Source organism: Nonomuraea sp. NPDC005650 (genome assembly GCF_040605375.1).
Classification (GTDB): Bacteria; Actinomycetota; Actinomycetes; order Streptosporangiales; family Streptosporangiaceae; genus Nonomuraea.
In genome coordinates, this window is the sequence record NZ_JBEXCR010000096.1 from 1 (window position 1) to 20,161 (window position 20,161).

The window sequence follows — 20,161 nt, forward strand, 5'->3', positions numbered from 1 at the left end:
GTCGTGCAGGCCTTGCGCGCCGGCAAGCACGTCTACTCGGCGGTGCCGATGGCGGTGTCGCGGGAGGAGATCTCCTCGATCATCGACGCGGTACGTGAAACGGGCCTGACGTACATGATGGGGGAAACCAGCTACTACAACCCCGCCACCGTCTTCGCGCGGCAGAAGCTCGCCGCGGGAGAGTTCGGCCGGGTGTTCTACGCCGAGGGCGACTACCTGCACGACATGGACCTCGGCTTCTACGACGCCTACCGCTTCAGCGGCGGTGCAGGCTGGAAGGCGACGGCCAGCTACCCGCCCATGTGGTACCCCACCCACTCCATCGGCGGAGTGCTCGGGGCGATCCCGAGCCACGCGGTGAGCGTCAGCTGCATCGGCGTTCACGACGAAAGAGGCGACGGCGTCTTCGACACCGAGGGCAGCTTCGAGCAACTGGCCACCACCTCGATCTGGCAGGACAAGAACGAGGCGAAAGACGTGTCCGAACTGATCGAGACCCGGCCGACCCTGAGCCTCGACGATCCGCTGCTCGCCGATGTCTCACCGTCGCTGCGCGCCGCGTTCACCTCGGGGCACGCTCCGGTGCACGACGAGGACATCGTACGTCTGCCCGCCGAGTTCGAAGTGGCGCCGAACGGACACGAGGGGAGCCATCAGCTCCTGGTCGACGATTTCGTCCGCGCCGTCGGGGCCGGCACCCTGCCGACGGTCAACGCGTGGGCCGCCGCCCGCTTCACGCTGCCCGGCCTGGTCGCGCAGGAATCGGCCCTTCGCGGCGGCGAGCGTCTCTCGATACCCGATCTCGGGGACGCTCCCGTCTCCGTCGGCAGTCCGTTGCGGTAGATAATCTAGGCGGATTGACGACTCGCGGCCCGGGGAGCACGAAGGCGTCCCGGGCCGCAAGGTCACGCGCAGGGATGTGGCACGCCGCGCGCGCCCTCAAGTCCAGCTCCACCCGTCACCCTGGACTTCACGGAGTTCGCCCACGCCGTCGAGAAAGCGGCGCGATCACGGGGATCGGAGGCGGAGCCGAGGAGCCGCGGCATCGTGGCTGGCGCGACGCCTGCGCCACACACGGCGTGCTCGCCTCGCCAGGCCTGTACGCGCCGTTCACCCGCGAAGGCGGCTACCGGGCCGGCCTCGAACTCGCCGCGGCGGACGACCGGCCCGGCGCGATCTTCGCCTCCTCCGACCTCTGCACGAGCATGAGGGGACAGGTTCCGGAGGACATCGCCATTGTTTACTTCGACGGATCACGGGAGACCGAGTACTCCTGGCCCGCACTGAGCTCGGTACGACAGCCCATCGAGGCGATGGCCGAGGCATCCGTCGACCGGCTGCTTGATCAACACAGTGCCGAGCGCATCTTGCGGCCCGCATGCGGATTGTCGCCCACCAGAATGACTGGAACGGACTCTCGGTGGGCTGCGCCTCCGGGCCGGCGGCGCAGCCCGTTCCGAGCGAAGCGGCGGTCATGGAGCTCACCGTTGCGCTACGACGATCATGCAAGGATGGATCGGCACGACCCGGGACCGGTGCACGAACCCCTCGAAACGGCGCTGACCAGCGCTGACGACCCTCGCGTGTACTCCATCACAGCCTCGTCGGCGGGAACTCCCACTGATCGAACCGACCTGGACGGACAGGGATCGTTCCTGGACCCTGCGCCTGCCAAAGACCCCATCCATGCAGTTCAAGCGGCATGTGCCGGTCTCGTCGGCGTATGTTCAGGTCAGTGACTGATTGATCAGGAACGGTGCGCAGCGGGATCGCTTGGGCCAAGGCTTGATTGTGCTCACGAGGGGAGAGAAGCGCCATCCTGTTGGCCGCTCATTCGACGGACCGCGGTGTGTCAGAGAAAATGCACCAGAACGGGCCGGAAATACCCACCAGCCGTGGGCGGGATTATGGGGGATCTTGGCGTAGTTCTCGCCGGGCTGCAACCCGAGCCTCGTGTGCGGCCGTCATCCCGGTGCGGCGGGCGCCCGGATCGCTTCACCGTGGCCGTGGTGTTCGTCGTCGGGGGTGACGTAGCCGATGCCCCCGTGCAGCCGGACGGTGTTGTAGAAGGTGCGGCGTGCCGGAACATCCAACGGCCGAACCGGTTGCGGCCGTTAACCGCGGATCGGCATGGGAGCTGCGGGTTCAGCCCCCGTGGGGTCCGCTTCGGCGCGCAGGATCCGCCAGCTCGCATAGGCGCAGGCGGCGGTTGCGGGCATGGTCAGCAGTGTGCTGGCGATCCCGAGCACGATCACGTTCCCGGCCAGGTACAGAGGCAACATCAACGTCGTGCCGAGGGCGAATTTCGCCGCGAAGACCGCTGTGCACTTCTGGTAGCGGCGCCGCCTCGCACGATCGCGCCGCCAGGCGAACCGTTCACCGCGCGCTTGCCCCACCACCACCCCGATCAACGGCCACCCCACCAGCATGGATACCAGGAACACGACCGCGCCGACCACGCTGGTCAGCACACCGACAAGGTAGAAGTTGACCCCCTCCCCGCTACTCCCGGCCAAGAACGCAGACACGCCCACCGAGAGCAGCCCTCCGGCTGCCTGCCAGTACTTTCGGTCGGTCCACACCCGGGCCACCGCGAAGACGAACACACCGCCGACTGCGACCAGGGCGGAGATCACTACTCGGTCGGTCAGCAGATAGGCGACTACGAACAGCGCTCGGGATGCAATGGCTTCCGCGAGCGTGCGCCAGCCGCCCACTACTGCGAACAAGGACAGCGACTTCTGCGTCAGCAGGTTGAAGTTCATGTGCCGACCCCCGCACCATTGGATCCGCCAGATCCGCCAGATCCGCCGGGGGTGGGAACCATACGGGGGGTGCCTCCGTTGACGTCGGGGGCGGGGAAGCTGTCGCGGCGCATCGCGTCCTCGTAAGCACCGATCGCGGCGCGCAGACTCTGCTGCCCACGGGAGGCCTGGACCAGTTCATCGCGGAGGCGGTGCGCATCCTGCATCGCCAGGTTGCCGCCGAAACCCGGTGCCACGTGGATCGCATCGCCGATGACCGTCACCGGAGCAGCCGGCCATGCCGGCATCGGCGGGATCAGCCCGGCCCGCAGCGCGACGGTGAGGTTCGGCCAGGCGTTGTCGACGACCATCCGCAACGTCGGGTGGAAACCGGCGGACACTTCCTGGGCTCGGCGCCACACCATGGCCGGCGATTCGGCCGAACCGAGAAGTTCCTGCGTGACGGGCAGCGCCCACATCATGTAGTCCTCGGCATCGGTGACGACGCGGGAGCGCAGGGCAGGCAGCCACTCCTGACTCGCGGCGACCGGCGGCCGGCTGAACCGCAGCACGCCCATCGCCATCATCATGCCGTGCGCCTGTACGTTGGCGGGGCTGTGGCCGATCAGTTCGGGTAGCCCGGTACCGGCCATGGCCCGCAGTGGTGTCGCGCCCATCAGCATGCGTTTCCCCGTGTCGACCACCCGCACGTGAGGCAGGTACTGGCGGCGAACGGCCGAACCGACGCCGTCCGCACCGACCAGCACGTCCGCGGTGTCCGTGCTGCCATCGGCGAACCACGATCGGACGGTCCCGTCGGGCCGCTGTTCGAACCGCGTGAACTCCGCCCCGAACCGCACCGTGTCCTCCAGCCCGGTCAGCAACACCGCCCGCAACAGCGGCCGGTGTACCTGCCGACCGGGCCGCGCCGGCCCCGATGCGCCGTCCAGCGGATGGCTCCGCTCGACCACCAGCCTTCCATCCGCTTCGGACAGGAGCAGCCTCTGTACGCGCGGTCCGCCCATGGTGGCCTCCGCCATCGCCACGTGCGGCGGCGGCAGGCACGCCCGCAGCGCAGCCGTTCCGCGGTCGTCGAAGTGCAGGCTGATGCCCTGCGGGCGCCCCTGCTTCCCTTCCCGCTCGTATACCACGACCTCGATTCCTGCTCGTCGCAACCCGTGGGCCAGCGTCAACCCGCCAAGCCCCGCACCTACCACGACCACCTTCACCCTGCCGACCTTTCTTCACCGATTGATGAAGTTCAAGGTATCACGTACCGGGCAAACAGCTTCACCAATCGATGAGGAAAGAACCGATAGACTCGCCCTGCCATGACAGAACACAGTCCCTCTGCTCGCCCCGGACGCTGGCGATCCGGCGCGGAAAGCAGGCAACGGATCCTGGAAGCCGCCCGCGCGCTGTTCCGCGAGCACGGCTATGGCGGCACGACCGTGCGCGCTGTCGCCGCCCAGGCGGGGGTCGATCCGGCCATGGTGTTCTACTTCTTCAAAACCAAGCAGGGCGTGTTCGCCGCGGCCACGGAGATGCCCCCCCATCTGCTGTCAGCCATCGAATCGATCTTCACTGGCGGCCTCGATGACATCGGCGAACGCATCATCCGGACGCTCTTGGAGAACCTGGACAAATCCAGCCGCACGCCGCTCGTGATGCTCACCCGGTCAGCCCCCACTCACGAGGCGTCCGAAGCACTACTCCGCGAATTCATCGACCGGGAAATCACCAGTCGGCTTGCGGCGATGCTCGACACGCCTGACGCCGCGCTACGGGCCGGCATGGTGAACGTCCAGATCCTGGGCCTCGCAGTAGCGCGTTACATCGTACGACTCGAGCCGATCGCGTCCGCGTCCACCGATGAACTGGTGGCCCGCCTCGGCCCGGTCGTGCAGCAGTGCCTCACCGGGTAGGGGGCAACGCCGCGAGAGGGCGTCCGAAGTGCGAAGTTTGTGATTGATTGCCGGTTACGCGTATCGCCAGGTTGGGGCGCATTCGCCGGTTATGCGTCGGGCGAGGTTGTCGATGGACGCCAGACGGATCATGGCCACGGCGTGGTCTGATCGTGTCTCGTAGTCGCGGGCGCCCGCCAAGCGGTTCGACGGAGATCTTCCCTCCCGAACTCATCAGGACCCGCCTGCTCCGGCGAGTCGTGGTCATAGACCCTGACAGGTCCGGATCCCTTGCCACCTCGCCCTGCGGTCTCGGCGCCGAATCGCTTCCGGGGCCACTGCTTGCGGCAGGACCGGGAGGTCCTCTCGCCTTCTCGGCAATGTTCCAGTCATATCGCCACCACGCTGTCGGCGTACTCCTTGACGAGTCGGAGATCGTGAGAGGCGAAGATCACGGCCGTTCCCTGTGTCTCCCGCAGGCTGGTCAGGAGGTCCATGACCGCGCGGGCGGTGCCGTCGTCCAAGGCAGAGGTGACCTCGTCGCAGATCAGGACGTCGGGTTCGGCGGCGAGGGCTCGTGCGATGGAGACCCGTTGACGCTGGCCGCCGGACAGTTCGTGCGGATATCGGTCGGCGTGGTCGGGGCTCAGCCCGACCTGTTCCAGCAGTTCGCCCACGCGCTCCCGTCCCGACGAGTGCGGGCGTCGACGGTGTAGCCGTACCGGCCGAAGCATGGCTGCGCCAACGGTGGTCGAAGGGTTCAGCGCTCCCATCGGGTTCTGCGGCACGAACTGCACCCGGCGTCGCAAGTCCTGCCCGCGGCGTCGCACGTCGGGGTGCAGGGCGAGGCCGTCCAGCGTGAGTGAGCCGCCCGAGCGCGGGTGCAGGCCGACCAGGGCGCGCAGCAGCGTGGTCTTACCCGAGCCAGAGGGACCGACGACGCCGACCGTGGCTCCTGAGGGCGCGTGCAGGTCGACGCCGCGCAGCACGTGCAAGTGCGCGGCCCCCACGTGCGCGGTCAGCCCCTCGGCGCGCAGGCCGTCCTCATGACCAGGTGTTTTGGAGCGCCGTGGCGGCCGGAAGACGGACGGCTCGGAGGGGCCGCCACCGGCCAGTTCCAGGACGTCGTCGGCAACCTGGGTGACCAGTTCCCGGTCGTGGCAGGACATCACCACGGCGATTCCCCGTTCCCTGGCCAGACGCCGCAGCAGCGCGCCGATCTCGGCGCGCGCGGTGGGGTCGAGCCCCGCGGTGGGCTCGTCCAGGAGCAGCAGATCCGGCCGACGGGCCAGCGCCCGGGCCAGGGCGACTCTGCGCTGCTGGCCACCCGAGAGCTCGACGGTCCTGCGCCTGAGTAAGCCGGGGATTCCGGCCAGGCCGACCTCGCTGAGCAGGCCGACGACGTCGTCACGGGTCAGGCCGGTGCCGGTCTCGGCGACGACGGCGGCCACCCGCATCCTGGGGTTGAGCGCCGAGCCTGGGTCCTGCCCGACGAAGGCCAGTCGGCTGCGCCGCAGCTCGCGTAGCGCGTCCGGGCCGCAGCCGAACACGTCCACGCCGAGCACCCGTACCTCTCCCGCCTGGCGGACGGTGCGCGGGGGCAGGTCTCCGAGCAGCGCGCGCAGCAGGGTGGTCTTGCCCGAGCCCGAGGCGCCCACCAGGGCCAGGACGCGCCCGGGATGGGCGGTCAGGTTGACGCCCGCCAGCAGCTCGGGCCCGCCGGGGGCGGCCACGCTCAGGCTGGTCGCCGCCGCGTAGAGGGTCATAGGAGTGCCACCTCCGATGTACGTGCCTTGGGGGCCAGCGCCCCGGCGGCAAGGTTGACGCTCAGCGCCAGCGCGGCGATCGCGATGCCAGGCGCCAGCACGGCCCACGGGTTGAGGACGAGCCCGGCGCTGTTCTCGCGGATCATCAGCGCCCAGTCGGCGGCCGGGGGCTGGGGGCCGATCTGGAGGAAGGCGGCAGTGGAGATCACGTAGACCCCTTCCACGAAACGTAGCCCGAACAGGGCGAGAACGGTGGAGCGCAGGTTCGGCAGCACATCGCGGATGATGAGATGCCAGGTCCGCTCGCCACCGGCGATGGCCGCTTCGACGTAGCCGGTGGCCACGACGGGCGCCGCGGCGGCGGTCATGAACCGGACGGCGAAGGGGACGCCGAGCGCGACGGCGGCGGCCACGAGGGCGAACGGGCCGCCGTGCGGCCATGCCTGGGTGACCAGCAGGATGCCCAGGACGGCGGGCAGCAGCATGAACACGTCCGTTGCCCGCTCGATGAACCGGCCGAAGGCGGGACGCAGCGCTCCGGCCACGCCCAGCACGGCCGCGATGGCCGTGACCAGCAGCGCGACGGCGATGGAGGACAGGACCAGGTCGCGTCCCCCGTACAGGAGCCTGCTGAGGACGTCGCGGCCGAGTTGGTCTCCGCCGAGCAACGTGCCGTCGGCTCCGGGGAGCCCGTAGGGGATGGTGACCGGCTGATCCATCGGCAGGGGAGCCAGGAGCGGTCCGCCCAATGCGAGCAGGAGCAGGACGAGCGCGGGCAGCAGGCGCATCACAGGCGGCCTCCTGCGGCCCAGGAGCGGATCAGGTCGGCGATCAGCAGCACGCACGTGATCGCGAGCCCGGTCAATGCCACCACGCCGGCGATGATCGGGGTGTCGCGGTCTGCCACGGCTCCCGCGAGGAGCGTGCCGACGCCGGGATAGTTGAAGATCGTCTCTACCGCGACCGCGCCGCCCAGCAGCATGCCGGTGGAGGTCGCCGCGCCCACGGCGATGGCGGGCAGCGCGCCGGGCAGCAGGTGGTGGGTGAGGATGCGCCGGGGCCGCAGGCCGTCGAGGACGGCGGCGACCACGTGCGGCGCTCGCGCCTCGTCCGCGATCGCGCCGCGCACGATCCGCGCGTTCCAGCCGATCTGCGGGATGGCCAGTGCCAGCACCGGCAGCACCAGCATCGTCCACGAGGCGGGGGAACCGTCCGCCCCGGCCAGCGTCGCCGCCGGAAGCAGGCCCGTCCACAGCGCGAACACCAGCACCAGCGCCACCGCGATCACGAACTCGGGCAGGGCCAGCACCGCCGTGGCCGAGGCCGAGATCACCCGGTCGGTCCACGATCCCGGGTGCAGCGCGGCCCAGCAGCCGACGGCGAGCGCGGTGGCGATGGTGACGGCCAGAGCGACGCCGCCGAGCAGAAGCGTGTTGGGCAGCGGCCCCGCCAGCAGGTTCCAGACCTTCTCCCCGCGGGCGGAGACACCGAGATCCCCGGTGGGCAGTCCGGCCATCCAGCGCAGGAACCGTACGAACACCGGCTGGTCGAGGCCGAGCAGGGTACGTCGCCGGGCGACGTCGGCGGTGCTCTCTCCGCGCTCGGCGGTCGCGTCGGCGGCGTCGCCCGGCAGCGCCTCCACGACGACGAAGACCAGCGCGAGCAGGATCGCGAGCAGGCCGGCCCGGCGGGCGAGAAGCCAGCCGAGCCGCAGCGCGGTCAGCGAGCCAGCCATACCCGCTCAAGCTGCACGCGTCCGTACCCGGGTAGCTTCGGCAGGTCGCGGACGGTCGCTCCGGCCAGGTCGATACCGTCGGCCATGCCCCAGAGCACGTATCCGGAGCGCTCGTGCTCGATCTCCTGCAGCGTGCGCAGCGCCTTGGCCCTGGCGGCCTCGTCCAGGGTGCCCACGGCCTCCTTGTATGCCTGGTCGAACGCGGTGTCGCTCCAGCCCGACTCGTTCTGCCCGGCGCCGGTCAGCAGGAGTTTGCTGGCGAAGAACAGCACCGAGTCGTTGGTGCCCCAGTAGGTGGTGTACAGGTCGCCCTTGAGCCAGGTCTTGTCCCAGAACGCGCCGGAGTCCTGTTTGACGACTTCGAGCTGCACGCCCGCCTCACGTACCTGGGTGGCGAACAGCGCGGCGGACTCGGCAAGTCCCGCGATGTCGTCGGTGGTGTGCAGCGGGTAGGTCTTGGACAGGTCGAAACCGGCCTCCTGCAGCAGTTGCCTGGCCCGGGCCAGATCACGCGCGCGCTGCGGCAGATCCTTGGCGTAGACGGGGTCGCCCGTGCCGAGCACGTCGTTGGCGACCTTGCCGTACCCGCTGAGCACCTGCTTGACCATCGCGTCACGATCCACGGCCAGCCGCAGTGCCTCGCGGACCCGGGGGTCGGCGTACGGGCTGCCTTCGGAGGTGCGCATGACGATCGGCATCGCCATGTCGTCAGGCCTGCGCAGCACCTGCACGTCGGGCCGGCCGGCGGCGACGCGGGCGGCGACGGCGCCCACGTTGGAGGCGACGTCGATCTGCCCGGCCAGCAGCGCGTTGGCCATGGCCTGCGGACTTTCGAAGATCTTCACCTCGATCGCGTCGAGGTGCGGCTTGCCCCCGTGCCAGCTGTCGTTGCGGACCAGTCGGGCGTTGCCGTCGCGGTACCAGTCGAGCTTGAACGGGCCGGTGCCCGGCGCGCTGGCCACCTCCGTGGTGTCCTTCTTCATCACGAACGTCGTCAGCCGCATCATCAGCGGCAGGTCGGCGTTGGGGTAGTCGGAGGTGAGCACGACGGCGTCCCCGTCCGCCTTGATGTTCGCGGACGTGACGCCCGGCAGCCGGGCGGGACCGGCGGGGGTGTCGCGCAGGCGGCGCAGCGACCAGACGACGTCCTCGGCGGTCACCGGCGTGCCGTCGTGGAAGGTCGCGCCCGGCGCCAGCGTGAACCGCCAGGTCTTGACGTCCTTGTCCGCCTTCCACTCGCCGGCCAGGCGGGGTGCGGTATTGGCGGTGGCGCCCGGGACGGTCAGCGTGTCGTAGACCAGACTGATGATCAGATAGTCGCTCTCGTTGGCCTGCGTTCCGTGGGGGTCGCGAGTGATCGCGCTCGCCTTGCCCAGCGCGCCGACGCGCAGTGTGCCCCCACTGGCGGGTTTCGCCTGAGCCTGCTGGGCCGCAGGGGCGGAGCCGGGCTCCGACCCGCTACCACAGGCCGTGAGCAGCGCCGCTAAGCTCGCCCCTCCTGCGGTCATGAGAAGCTGACGCCTGCTCAGGTCCACTTCATCCTCATTCGCACCGATAGTCTTACTTAGGTTTGCCTATCCTAAAGGGAGAGAAAACGGCGTGACAACGTCCCCCCTGCGCCACGACGTACGCGAACTGGCCGGACTCGCCGTACCCCTCGCCCTCACCCAGCTGGCCCAGGTGGCGCTGACCACCACCGACACCCTCATGCTCGGCATGCTCGGCGTGCAGGCGCTTGCGGCAGGCGGGCTGGCGATGGTCATCTTCAACCAGCTGCGCACCATGGGCGTCGGATTGGTGACGGCGGTCGGCAACCAGGTCGCCGCCGCCCACGCGCGCGATGAGGAGGTCGGCGACCTGGTCCGCGCCGCGATGGCGCTGGCGACCATCGCGGGTCTCGTCGGCGGCGCGGCCATGGTGCTGATCGGCGAAGTCGTCGCCCTGCTGGGGCAGGAGCCGGCGGTGATCGAGCGCATGCGGCCGATGCTGTGGGCGCTGGCGCCCGGCCTGCTGCCCTGCCTGTGGTTCCAGGCGCTTCGGCAGTTCACCGTCGGCATGCGCCGCCCGCAGGCGCTGTTGCGCATCACCCTGGCCTCGATCGTGGTCAACGCCGCACTCAACGCCGCACTCGTCCGACCGCTCGGGCTGGCCGGGATCGGCGCCGCGACCAGTGCCGTCTACCTGGCGACCTTCGTCGCCTTGTACGTCTCCGCCCGCCGGGACCCGGAGCTGGCCCCGGCGCTCACTCTTCGCTTCTGGCGGGCCCGTCCCGCGACGGTGCGCCGGCTGACCGGGCTCGGTCTGCCGATCGCCGCCACCTACGGCTCCGAGGCCGGGTTCTTCTCTGTCGTCGCTCTGCTCATCGGCACGTCCGGCACCGCCGCCCTGGCCGCGCACACCGCCGTCAACCAGCTCGTCTACATCGTCTTCCAGGTCTCCGTGGGTCTGTCGCACGCCGCCTCGATCGGCGTGAGCAGACAGATCGCCCTGGGGCAGGCCGGCCAGGCCCGGCGCATCGCGCGAGCCGCCCTCGCCTGCGGGGCTGCCGTCATGGCCCTCGTCGCGGTGCTGTACCTCGCACTGCCCGACCTGGTTCTGCGCCCGTTCCTCGGCGCGGAGGGCGGAGCGGCGCTCTCCATCGCCACCGGCCTGCTCATGGTGGCCGCCGTCATGCAGTTCGTCGACTGCGCCCAGAACATCGGCGTGGGTCTGCTGCGTGGTCTCGACGACACCAAGAGCGGTTTCCGCCTGACCTTGGTCGGCTACTGGCTGGTGGGGCTTCCCCTCGCGGCCCTGCTGGCAGGACCGACCGGTCTGGGCGCACTGGGCACCTGGCTGGGCCTGCTCGGCGGCCTCACCATCACAGCCGGCCTGCTCCTGCGCCGCTTTTCCCGCGGGCTGGCCACACTGACAGTGCAATAACCGCGCAGCGTCTGCTGTTTCCGGCGCAGTACGTCATGCGAAGTGCTGCAGGGCTCGCTCATCGGCGCCGATCCTGCGTTCATGGCATCGGCCATGGGCGCTGAGGACATTCCGCTTGAGGTTCGCCAAACGACCCTGCGGGCTCGATGAGGGCGACAGTCGGTGATCCCGCCCCTGTCGGCGGAGGACGTGCGGACCGCGCCGGCGCCGGGTCCGCCACGACGCCGCGCTGCTGCTCGCCTGGTTCCGTTGAGGGCTTCCCGGCGAGCTTGATTGGGACATTTAACCTCCCGCTACTATTCGTCTGAGTAGTATCCGGTCCGGCTGGTGCTCCTGGGGCGCCAGTGACCTTGTCCTTTTCCTGTCTGGAGCGTGCGCATGGTGTACACCTCTGCCCCACCTCGACGACGGCTGACGGCCAACAAGGTGCCCCTGGTCACAGCGACCTTCTGGGTCATCAAGATCCTCTCGACGACGGTAGGCGAGACGTTCGCGGACTACCTCACGGTCAACGTCGGGCTCGGCCCGGTACTGACCGATGGTCTGGTGTTCGCCGTCCTGGCCGCGGCCCTGGTCCTGCAGGCGTCCTCTCGCCGCTACACCCCGTGGATCTACTGGCTGTCCGTGGTCCTGGTGAGCATCTCGGGCACCCAGATCACCGACTTCCTCACCGACGCCCTCGGGATCAGCCTGTACGTCAGCACGACGTTGTTCGCGGTGCTTCTGGCCGTGGTCTTCACCATCTGGTACCGGCAGGAGATGACGCTGTCGATCACCGCGATCAACACGCCTCGACGGGAGGCCTTCTACTGGGCGGCGATCCTGACCACGTTCGCGCTCGGCACCGCGGCAGGCGACCTGGCCACCGAGGCATTGGGCCTCGGCTTCCGCAACGGCGCGCTGCTGTTCGGCGGCGCCTTCCTCGTCACGCTGGTGCTGTGGCGGGTCGAGGCCTGGCAGGTGCCCGCGTTCTGGGCCGCCTACATCCTGACCCGCCCGCTGGGCGCCGCAGTCGGTGACCTGCTGACCCAGGACCACTCGCTCGGGGGGTTCGGCCTGGGCGCGACCAGGACCAGCATGCTGTTCTTCGCCGTCATCGTCGCGCTGGTCGCCCGTGAGCAGGTGGCCGCAAGCAGGGCCCGCCGCGCGGGCTCGCACGCCGAGGGCAAGTCGGCCAGGGCGAGCCTGGGCCGTCCCGCGGACCTGGTGTGGGCGGCCGCCGGCATCGTGGTCGTCGTCGGAATCGGCGGCTGGATGTCAGCAGGCACCGCGGGCCAACCCGCCGGTCCCACCGCTGCGGTCAAGCAGGCGTCGAGTTCCAAGCTCGGGGACCTGTCGTCCTTCGCCGTCATCATCGACGACGTCAACGCGCTCACCACCAAGGGTGACCTGGCCGGGGCGAAGGCCCGGATCAAGGACCTTGAGGTGGCCTGGGACGCCGCCGAGGCGGGTCTCAAGCCTCGCTCGCCGGGTGACTGGCACGCCCTGGACGGCGCGATCGACGGGGCACTGACCGCGCTGCGGGCCGATTCTCCGACTCAGGCGCGATGCGGCGCGGCGATGAAGACCCTCGAGGAGACCCTGAAGCAGCTGCAGGCCTGAGTCCGCACCTCGACGGCGCAAGCTACGATTGAGCTCTGTAGTAGATGCCGGGGGTGGGAATGAGCGAGTCGCCGCGACGGCCGGGCAGGCGATCCCCGGGCGTCCTGGAGCAGGAGATCCTGGCCTGCCTGACCGAGGCCGGTCGACCGCTGACCCCCGGCGAGGTGCAAGCCCAGCTCGGTGGCGAACTCGCTTACACCACCGTCATGACCACCCTCGCACGGCTGCACAAGCGAGGGCTGGCCGAGCGGGAGCCCTCCGGCCGCGCCTACGCCTACCGGGTGGCCTCCGACGCCGAGGCGGCGCAGTCGATTGCCGTGGCCGCGCAGATGAGCCGCCTGCTCGGGAAGGGCCGCGACCGCGCCGGTGTGCTCGCTCACTTCGTCGCTGACCTCGACCCCGAGGACGAGCAGCTGCTCACCGAGTTGCTGCGCGGCCTCGAAGACGATCGCCAGGGGCGGGAAAGCGCCCGCCGGACGATGGGCGAGTGAGCGGTGGCGTGGCTGGTGTGGTCACCGCTGGTGGTCAATCTCGTGCTCGGCCTGCTCGGCCCGTGGATCACGCGAACCCTGCCGCCCGGCATGGCCGTCCGGCTGGTCCCGATCGCGATGGTGGTCGTGGCCATGGGTACGGGGACGGTGCTGACCACGCTGGGGTTCCTGTCCTTCGCGCAGGTACCTGAGGTGGCCCGGCTCGGCAGCTGGTCCGCGGGCCGGCTCGGTGCCGAACAGCCGTGGCCGGTGGCGGCCGAGGCGATGGCTGGGATTTGCGCTGTGCTGCTGCTCGCCGCGGGTTTGCAGGTGACCGTGGGGGTGGTTCGCGAGCTGGTCGGAGTCGCGGGTACGGCCCGGCAGCTGATACCGGGCCCCGACGGGGTGGTCATCGTGCCTGATGCCGTGCCGGACGCCTACACGCTTCCAGCTCTGCCCGGAACTTCCGCCCGTGTTGTCGTGACGACCGCCATGCTGCGCGCTCTGGACGATGAGGAAAGCCGGGTGCTGTTCGCTCACGAGGCAGCTCACGTCTCCGGCCGGCACCACCTCTACATCCAGATGGCGCACCTCGCGTCCGCGGCCAACCCTTTCCTGCGCCCCACCGCCCGCGCTGTGCTGTTCGCGGTCGAGCGAGCAGCCGATGAAGCAGCGGCGCGCCGTCTCGGCGACCGTCGGCTGGTGGCTCGTGCGCTGGCCCGTGCCGCCCTTGCCAAGGCCGGCGCGCTGCGCGCCGGTGACTCCGGTCAAGGGTTCACCGGCGCCTCCGTAAGCCTGTCGGCCACCGGCGGGCAGGTCGCCCAGCGTGCGGCTGCCCTGCTGGCACCGGCACCGCACCCGCGCCGCACCATCGCCGTCGGATTGCTGGCGCTGACCACCATCACGCTCCTGGGCTCCTTGGTGGCAGTGGACCAACTCGACGATCGGCTCGACCAAGCCGAACTGCCCGCGCCCGTCCTGTCCTCCTCCCCCTACGGGAGTTCTCAGACGATCGCATCCGTCCCGTCAGATGTCTGCGATTCATGCGGGAAGAAACGCCACAAGCTGGCGGTGGCTGTTGACCACCCAGGCTGGTGACGCCAGGTCCCGCCGGGCTACGGGCCTTTTCGCTGGCGAGCCGCACGCTGCTGGTCGTCGATCAAATGCTGGCCGTGTGGCCGAAGAGCTGAGCGCCGCCCACGGGGTCTCCACCATCGCTTGGTCGCTTCCGGACCCGCGTCCCCTGCACGGCGGCGTCGTCCGAGACGGGCTACGCGCGCCCGCCATGATCCTCGGCGGCGACAACTCCTGTGTCACCGGCATCTGCCAGTCCGACGACGCCGACAACGAGGACCCGCGGATCAAGGCAGGCCTCAGCCTGGACGGACCCGTCGCCGGCCCGGTCGTCACAGCGGGACTCGATCGCCCGTACCTGCTGATGGAGGCCACCAAGGCCCGGCCGAGAACATCTCGGATCTGGCCACGTTCTGGTCGCACCTGAGCGGTTGGACGCTCGCGGTGCGCACCGACGGTGCCGAACACGCCTCCTACACCGACCTCGAGGTGATCATCGCCCAGGCCGCGCCGGCGCTGGGCTTGAGCGCCTCGCAGGTCGCCGAGCAGATCGGCACGCTCGCCCCCGCACGGGCCGTGGCCATCCAGCGCGCCTATCCGCTTGCCTTCTTCGACCGCCACCTGCGGCGGACGGGACACCTCGCGCGGGCGGCGCTGACCGGTACCGCCGCCGCCCCCGGCCCGTCCCACGTCGGCACAGCGCAGGGCATTATCAGCCCATGTCGTACTGGCGCATGTGCCGGTCGTACTCCGCGTGAGGTTCCAGCCCCGCCTCGGCTCGGCGTTCGTCAAGGCGATCGGAATCCTCGATGGGGTGCGGGCCGAACCCGCCTTCGGGAGTCTGCTGATTGAGCAAGCAGCCACGCTGCATGGGCAGCGTGCTCACCGACGAGATCGCGACCCGGCCAGCCACGTTCGTCGATGACCCGCTTCAGGAACTCGGTGTTGTCGCCGTCCACGCGCTCCCACTCTTCGAGCAGCTCCGCAGACAGCGGCTCACCCATCGGGACACGCAGCCGCACCTCCTGATCACGCTCCATCCGGGCCAGCAACTCGTCGCGAAGCTCGGGATCGAGCATCTTCGCTCCCCTCAAACAGTGCTGCCATGGTCACCTGTCGAGCTGTTCGGAGCGCTTGCTCGCCACCTCTTCCAGCCAGCGGCGCGTCCGGGCGCGATCAGTCAGGAACACCACGTCCTTGCCTACCGCGAACTCGCGGATCTTCGCCACCACCCGGGGGCGCATCCGGCGCCGGTAGCCGAGCACGTAGGCGATCACATCCCAGGTGATGCGGTTGTACACGCCCGACGCGTGCTGCCCGGCGCCATGCCGAGCCTGGCGAAACAGGAGGCCGCGCAGCGCGGTCCAGGTGGAGACGTCCATCATCACGACGGTGTCGCAGGCACGCAGGCGGATCTCCAGCGTGCCGTTGTAGTTGCCGTCGATGATCCAACACGGCGCGGACACGAGCTCACGCTGCACGGCCTCGAACTCCTGCTGCGAGAGCGCGTTCCACACCTCGTCGTAGTAGATCACGTCCAGATGCGTGACCGGCGCCTGCAGGATCCGGCCGAGTTCCCGGGCCACGTACGACTTGCCGCTGCCGCAAGCGCCGACGATGGCGACCCGGTTCATGCCCACGGCACTTCACCGTAGCGAATGCGCCCGCGGACGTGACCGTGTTTCCCCCTCACACATAGGCCGTACGAGGGAGGTTGCCGGTGCTCAGCCGCCGGACTTCCACGTTGCAGCACACCACATCCTCTAATGACCATCGGGCGGATGGCCGCATCCGGGCGTCTTCGTCCACACCCCGGTGCCGAGCACCCGTGTTGTTTGGCTGATCCGCCTGAAGGAGGCGGACGGGGAGGGCACGATGGGTCTCTCACCCGCTGGCCAACTCGGGAGGAGAAGGTGCAGGACGCCTTGTTCAGCGGCCCGTCCGCCGCGGGAAATGGATGACGGCCCACCCCGGGCTCGACAAGATCGCCTTCACCGGCCACACGGACACCGGCAAGGACGTGATGCGCTCGGCCGCGGCGAACCTCAAACGGCTGACACTGGAGCTCGGTGGCAACGACCCTGCGATCGTCCTGCCGGATGTCGACGCCGGGGAGGTCGCCCCGAAGCTGTTCTGGGCCGCGTTCCAGAACAGCGGGCAGTTCTGCAACGCCGCCAAGCGGATCTACATCCACGAGGACGTGTACGACGAAGTCCGCGACGCGCTGGTGGACTACGGGAAAGGAATCAAGGTCGGCGACGGCGCGTCGCCCGACACCGGCCTCGGGCCGATCCAGAACGCTCCGCAGTACGCCAAGGTCGTGGAGTTCTTCGCCGACTGCAAGGCACAGGGCCACCGGTTCGCGCTGGGCGGCGAGGTCGACGAAGGCGCGAGCGGGTGGTTCCTGCCGGTCACGCTCGTCGACAACCCTCCGGAGGACTCCAGGATCGTCACGGAGGAGCCGTTCGGCCCGATCGTGCCACTGCTCAAGTGGCGGGACGAGGCCGACGTGATCACGCGCGCCAATGCCACGCGGTACGGCCTGGGCGCCTCCGTATGGGGCAACGATCTCCACGCCGTCGAGCGAATCGGCGGTCAGATCGATGCCGGAACGGTGTGGCTCAACGAGGTGCACGAATACTCCCCGTACGCGCCGAACGGCGGTCACAAGGAGTCCGGCATCGGCTGCGAGAACTCCGTGCACGGCCTCATGGAGTACACAAACGTACAGACCATCACCCTCAACAAGGGCGCTCTGTAGCGCCCCGTGTGCGGACGGCCGCTCCCGGCGAGGTCGCCTCCCGGGAGCGGCCGGCACCACGATTCGAAGGACACGACAGTGACTGAGCGGGAAGCCGGCACTCGGCACCCCAGCGAACACCTGATGGAGATCTTCCTCGGCGGCGTGCCTCCTCTGATCACCACCGATCTCGCGAAGCTGGAGGCACAGGCCGCCGCGACGCTCTCCGCCGAGGCATACGGCTACATCGTCGCCAACGCCGGGAACGGCGCCACGGCCCGCGCCAACCGGGCCGCCTTCGACCGCTGGCGCCTGGTGCCCCGGATGCTGCGCGGCGTCGACAAGCGCAATCTCGGCTGCGAAGTGCTCGGCACCTCGATGCCGGCGCCCATCATGATCGCTCCGGTCGGCGTCCAGACGCTCGCTCATCCCGAGGGCGAGCTGGCGACGGTCCGCGCGGCCGCGAAGCTCGGTATCCCGTACATCCATTCCGCGGCGGCCGCCCATTCGTTCGAGGAGGTCGCGGAGGCGGGCGGAGACGCGCCTCGCTGGTTCCAGCTCTACTGCGTCACCGACGGCGATGTCCACGCCAGCTTTCTCCGGCGGGCGAAGGCGGCCGGTTTCTCCACGCTGGTGGTCACCGTGGACACTCCCATGCTCGGTTGGCGACCATCCGATATCAACCGGGCGTTCCAGCCGTTCCTCCGTGGCCTCGGGCTCGCGAACTACACCTCCGACCCCGCTTTCCGCGCGAAGCTGCCGGAGTCTTCCGACGCAGGCGTCGCGGCGGCGACGCACTGGGCGGGGATGTTCCCTAACCCGGGACTGACCTGGGACGGACTGTCGTTTCTCAGACGACACTGGGACGGCCCCGTCCTGCTGAAAGGCATCTGCGCGGTCGACGACGCACGGCGTGCGGCGGACGCCGGTTTCGACGGGATCGTCGTCTCCAACCACGGTGGCCGCCAGCTCGACGGCGCCGTCGCCGCACTTGATGTGCTGCCGGAGATCGCCGACGCCGTGGGCTCCCGGATGACCGTCCTGTTCGACTCCGGCGTGCGGACCGGCGTGGACGTGGCCAAAGCGCTCGCGCTGGGGGCCCGGGCGGTGCTGCTCGGCCGTTCGTTCCTGTATGGTCTGGCGCTCGACGGCCAGGCGGGTGTCGAGCACGTCCTTCGTTGCACACTCGCCGAACTCGACCTGACAGCGGCACTGTCGGGCCACGCCGGCCATCAGGAGCTGAGCCCCGCTTCGATGGTGTTCCGCTGATCCTCTCCGAGAGCTCCGCTCGCGTTCCGGCCTCCCTGCCACCGTGTCGGCGTGGAAGGAGTCGACGGCCAGCAGTCCTTTCGCCTGCGCGTGCAGGAAGGTCCTCCACGAGGTGTCGGCATCTCGTGGAGCCGGGCCGACCCTCCGGCTCCGCAGGATCCGGCGTATGGTCGCTTCGCTGACCTGGTAGCCGAGCCGGACCAGTTCACCGTGCACCCGGCGATATCCCCAAGACGGGTTCTCCCGCGCCGGACGCAGCACCAACTCTCGGATCTCCTCGCTCATCCGAGGCCGGCCGGACTGGTACGGATACGTCCATCGGCGTCGGATCATGCGGCGGTGCCAGGCCAGCAGAGTACCCGGCCTCACCAGCCTGTGAGCCCGCAACCCGGGCGGTAAGAGCCGGGACAGCGCGGCCAAGATCGCTCGATCGGCCCAGTCCGGCTTCAGCCGGGTGACTTGCCTTCGCAGTATCGCCACTTCATGCCGTAGCACCATGATCTCGACGTCCTTCGTCGCCTCTCCCCGGCCCAGCAGCACCAGCCACCCGAACAACCGAATCGTGATCAGATACAAGAGACGGACAGACACGAGAACCGATCTTGCCCGTACCGCCGCATCAGGTCGACTTGCAGGTCAAGCGCCCTGCGATGACTTTTGAAGCGGTACAGGCACCCCGGTTTGGGCCACCCACTCATCGGTGATCTGGCCGACGGCGGCAAGCGCTCGCAAGTCCCACATCAGCTCCTGGTGCACGTCGTCCTGCACGTCGGCCATCGAGTAGGCGAGGACGACCTCACTGAAGCCGACGACGCCTATGCCGGTGGACTCGGGCTGGACCGATGCCAAGCCCGCCCTTCCCAGGTAGCCGGGCCGGGAGCGCGTCGCCGGAGCTCCGGGACTTGAGGTGTGAATGATCCATCCGTACCCCGGAGGATTCTCAGCCACCCGGAGCACAGTGACGAAGGCCCTCGGGTGACACCGACGGTGAATGCGCCCGCGTCCCCAGCGAACGCCGGCAACGCTGGGGCCGCCTCCGGCTGAAGGCCGCCTGAGCAGAACGAACGTCTTGATCACCGGCCTGGAACGGGGCGGTCAGCGACGCCAAACGGTTTGCCCGGACTACCAGGGGCCGCTAAGCTCGCGACAGAGCGGGAGACGCCTGATCACTGAGTGACGAGGGAGGTTGATGAATATGGCTGCCAGCAGCCGTCATCAGCATGTCCTTGTCCGGTCCGCGCGGCCCTAGAGCGCGGCCTGGGTCGTTACCAACGATCAGGAGACTCAAGTGTCTTCCTTCTTCTCAGCAACCGATACTGATCTGACCACTGACCGCCTCATCCTGCGGCCGTGGACCTCCGGCGAGGTCACCGCCGTCCTGGACGGCGCCCGACTGGCGCACTGGGCCCAGGACTTCCCCGCCGAGGGCGATCACGTCATCGCCGGCCTGTTCGCCGAGCATCCTGCATGGCTGGGTGAGTACGGCCACCGTCAGATCATCGAGCGCGACGGCGGCCTGGTGGTCGGGTCGATCGGCCTGTTCTGGCCGCCCAACGACGGCACCTTGGAAATCGGGTACGGCATCGTGACCTCCCGGCGAGGCCGCAGCTACGCTCCCGAAGCCACGCGCGCACTGACCAAGTTCGCCTTCACCGCACCAGGCGTCCACACGATCTACGCCAACGTGGAGCTGTCCAACCCTCCATCGATCCGGGTCCTGGAGAAGGCCGGCTTTCAGCGATCGCACACTGACACCGAGCAGAACACCGCCCGGTTCGCTCTGAACGCGACACGACCGGCCCATCAGTAGCCACTCCAGGGGGTCGGTGGCGGCATCCCGCGGGCCAGCAGGGAGGCCAGGAACGACATGCCCGACCAGAGCGAGAACAGCACGGCGCTGGTGAGCGGGGTGAGCGAGCGGGCCGTCTGGAGCAC

21 protein-coding genes are annotated in these 20,161 nt (G+C 69.3%); 11 read left to right on the forward strand and 10 right to left on the reverse strand.

Annotation, left to right across the window (positions count from 1 at the left end):
- Both ABZS69_RS65830 and ABZS69_RS65835 read left to right on the forward strand, forming a co-directional pair.
- A partial coding sequence (locus ABZS69_RS65830) for a hypothetical protein (protein ID WP_355395000.1) occupies positions 1 to 843 on the forward strand: 843 nt, incomplete at its 5' end.
- A 74-nt stretch (positions 844 to 917) separates the two neighbouring features.
- Positions 918 to 1,739 carry a substrate-binding domain-containing protein gene (locus ABZS69_RS65835; RefSeq protein ID WP_355395003.1) on the forward strand — a complete coding sequence of 274 codons (822 nt, stop codon included), beginning with the start codon at positions 918 to 920 and terminating at the stop codon, positions 1,737 to 1,739.
- Positions 1,740 to 1,964: 225 nt separating this feature from the next.
- Here ABZS69_RS65835 and ABZS69_RS65840 read toward each other — a convergent pair whose 3' ends face one another.
- From ABZS69_RS65840 to ABZS69_RS65850, 3 genes are read right to left on the reverse strand one after another with little or no spacing between them, the layout of a single operon-like run.
- On the reverse strand, positions 1,965 to 2,093 hold the full coding sequence (locus ABZS69_RS65840; RefSeq protein ID WP_355395006.1) for a hypothetical protein: 129 nt from the start codon (positions 2,091 to 2,093) through the stop codon (positions 1,965 to 1,967).
- A 21-nt stretch (positions 2,094 to 2,114) separates the two neighbouring features.
- Positions 2,115 to 2,765: a DUF3159 domain-containing protein gene (locus ABZS69_RS65845; protein WP_355395009.1), complete on the reverse strand. Its 651-nt coding sequence runs from the start codon at positions 2,763 to 2,765 to the stop codon at positions 2,115 to 2,117.
- Positions 2,762 to 3,973 carry an FAD-dependent monooxygenase gene (locus ABZS69_RS65850; protein ID WP_355395012.1) on the reverse strand — a complete coding sequence of 404 codons (1,212 nt, stop codon included), beginning with the start codon at positions 3,971 to 3,973 and terminating at the stop codon, positions 2,762 to 2,764. Before ABZS69_RS65850 ends, ABZS69_RS65845 begins: the two co-directional genes overlap by 4 nt.
- 102 nt (positions 3,974 to 4,075) lie before the next feature.
- Here ABZS69_RS65850 and ABZS69_RS65855 point away from each other — a divergent pair, with 102 nt between their 5' ends.
- The gene (locus ABZS69_RS65855; RefSeq protein WP_355395015.1) at positions 4,076 to 4,669 is read left to right on the forward strand and encodes a TetR family transcriptional regulator; all 594 of its coding nucleotides are present in this window, start codon (positions 4,076 to 4,078) and stop codon (positions 4,667 to 4,669) included.
- Between the two features lie 368 nt (positions 4,670 to 5,037).
- Here the strand turns inward: ABZS69_RS65855 and ABZS69_RS65860 are convergent, their stop codons facing one another.
- From ABZS69_RS65860 to ABZS69_RS65875, 4 genes are read right to left on the reverse strand one after another with little or no spacing between them, the layout of a single operon-like run.
- Entirely contained in the window at positions 5,038 to 6,414 is a 1,377-nt protein-coding gene (locus ABZS69_RS65860) for an ATP-binding cassette domain-containing protein (RefSeq protein WP_355395018.1), read from the reverse strand.
- The gene (locus ABZS69_RS65865; protein WP_355395060.1) at positions 6,411 to 7,202 is read right to left on the reverse strand and encodes an ABC transporter permease subunit; all 792 of its coding nucleotides are present in this window, start codon (positions 7,200 to 7,202) and stop codon (positions 6,411 to 6,413) included. The genes ABZS69_RS65860 and ABZS69_RS65865 overlap by 4 nt, the downstream gene beginning before the upstream one ends.
- A complete protein-coding gene (locus tag ABZS69_RS65870; protein WP_355395021.1) occupies positions 7,202 to 8,149 on the reverse strand; it encodes an ABC transporter permease in 948 nt (315 codons plus the stop codon). The genes ABZS69_RS65865 and ABZS69_RS65870 overlap by 1 nt, the downstream gene beginning before the upstream one ends.
- On the reverse strand, positions 8,134 to 9,657 hold the full coding sequence (locus tag ABZS69_RS65875) for an ABC transporter substrate-binding protein (protein ID WP_355395024.1): 1,524 nt from the start codon (positions 9,655 to 9,657) through the stop codon (positions 8,134 to 8,136). The genes ABZS69_RS65870 and ABZS69_RS65875 overlap by 16 nt, the downstream gene beginning before the upstream one ends.
- A gap of 91 nt (positions 9,658 to 9,748) precedes the next feature.
- On the opposite strand from ABZS69_RS65875, the gene ABZS69_RS65880 reads away from it, so the two are divergent.
- The 5 genes from ABZS69_RS65880 to ABZS69_RS65900 all read left to right on the forward strand — a co-directional run bounded on the left by ABZS69_RS65880 (position 9,749) and on the right by ABZS69_RS65900 (position 14,644).
- Complete coding sequence (locus tag ABZS69_RS65880) at positions 9,749 to 11,071, forward strand: MATE family efflux transporter (protein WP_355395027.1); 1,323 nt, start codon at positions 9,749 to 9,751, stop codon at positions 11,069 to 11,071.
- 378 nt (positions 11,072 to 11,449) lie between these two features.
- Positions 11,450 to 12,673, forward strand: a complete 1,224-nt coding sequence (locus tag ABZS69_RS65885; RefSeq protein ID WP_355395030.1) for a hypothetical protein — start codon at positions 11,450 to 11,452, stop codon at positions 12,671 to 12,673.
- Positions 12,674 to 12,732: 59 nt separating this feature from the next.
- Positions 12,733 to 13,164, forward strand: coding sequence for a BlaI/MecI/CopY family transcriptional regulator (locus tag ABZS69_RS65890; protein WP_355395033.1), 432 nt, complete (start codon positions 12,733 to 12,735; stop codon positions 13,162 to 13,164).
- A gap of 3 nt (positions 13,165 to 13,167) precedes the next feature.
- Positions 13,168 to 14,241: a M48 family metalloprotease gene (locus tag ABZS69_RS65895; protein ID WP_355395036.1), complete on the forward strand. Its 1,074-nt coding sequence runs from the start codon at positions 13,168 to 13,170 to the stop codon at positions 14,239 to 14,241.
- A 76-nt stretch (positions 14,242 to 14,317) separates the two neighbouring features.
- On the forward strand, positions 14,318 to 14,644 hold the full coding sequence (locus ABZS69_RS65900; RefSeq protein WP_355395039.1) for a hypothetical protein: 327 nt from the start codon (positions 14,318 to 14,320) through the stop codon (positions 14,642 to 14,644).
- 361 nt (positions 14,645 to 15,005) lie between these two features.
- On the opposite strand, the gene ABZS69_RS65905 is transcribed toward ABZS69_RS65900, so the two are convergent.
- Positions 15,006 to 15,296 carry a DUF6624 domain-containing protein gene (locus ABZS69_RS65905; RefSeq protein WP_355395042.1) on the reverse strand — a complete coding sequence of 97 codons (291 nt, stop codon included), beginning with the start codon at positions 15,294 to 15,296 and terminating at the stop codon, positions 15,006 to 15,008.
- Positions 15,297 to 15,326: 30 nt separating this feature from the next.
- The gene (locus ABZS69_RS65910) at positions 15,327 to 15,851 is read right to left on the reverse strand and encodes a topology modulation protein (protein WP_355395045.1); all 525 of its coding nucleotides are present in this window, start codon (positions 15,849 to 15,851) and stop codon (positions 15,327 to 15,329) included.
- Between the two features lie 323 nt (positions 15,852 to 16,174).
- Here ABZS69_RS65910 and ABZS69_RS65915 point away from each other — a divergent pair, with 323 nt between their 5' ends.
- Positions 16,175 to 16,978 (forward strand): aldehyde dehydrogenase family protein, encoded by an 804-nt coding sequence (locus tag ABZS69_RS65915; protein ID WP_355395048.1) that lies wholly within the window; start codon positions 16,175 to 16,177, stop codon positions 16,976 to 16,978.
- Between the two features lie 78 nt (positions 16,979 to 17,056).
- On the forward strand, positions 17,057 to 18,226 hold the full coding sequence (locus tag ABZS69_RS65920) for an alpha-hydroxy-acid oxidizing protein (RefSeq protein WP_355395051.1): 1,170 nt from the start codon (positions 17,057 to 17,059) through the stop codon (positions 18,224 to 18,226).
- A 636-nt stretch (positions 18,227 to 18,862) separates the two neighbouring features.
- On the opposite strand, the gene ABZS69_RS65925 is transcribed toward ABZS69_RS65920, so the two are convergent.
- A complete protein-coding gene (locus ABZS69_RS65925) occupies positions 18,863 to 19,075 on the reverse strand; it encodes a hypothetical protein (protein WP_355395054.1) in 213 nt (70 codons plus the stop codon).
- Between the two features lie 439 nt (positions 19,076 to 19,514).
- Here ABZS69_RS65925 and ABZS69_RS65930 point away from each other — a divergent pair, with 439 nt between their 5' ends.
- Complete coding sequence (locus tag ABZS69_RS65930) at positions 19,515 to 20,036, forward strand: GNAT family N-acetyltransferase (RefSeq protein ID WP_355395057.1); 522 nt, start codon at positions 19,515 to 19,517, stop codon at positions 20,034 to 20,036.
- Positions 20,037 to 20,161: the final 125 nt, after the last annotated feature.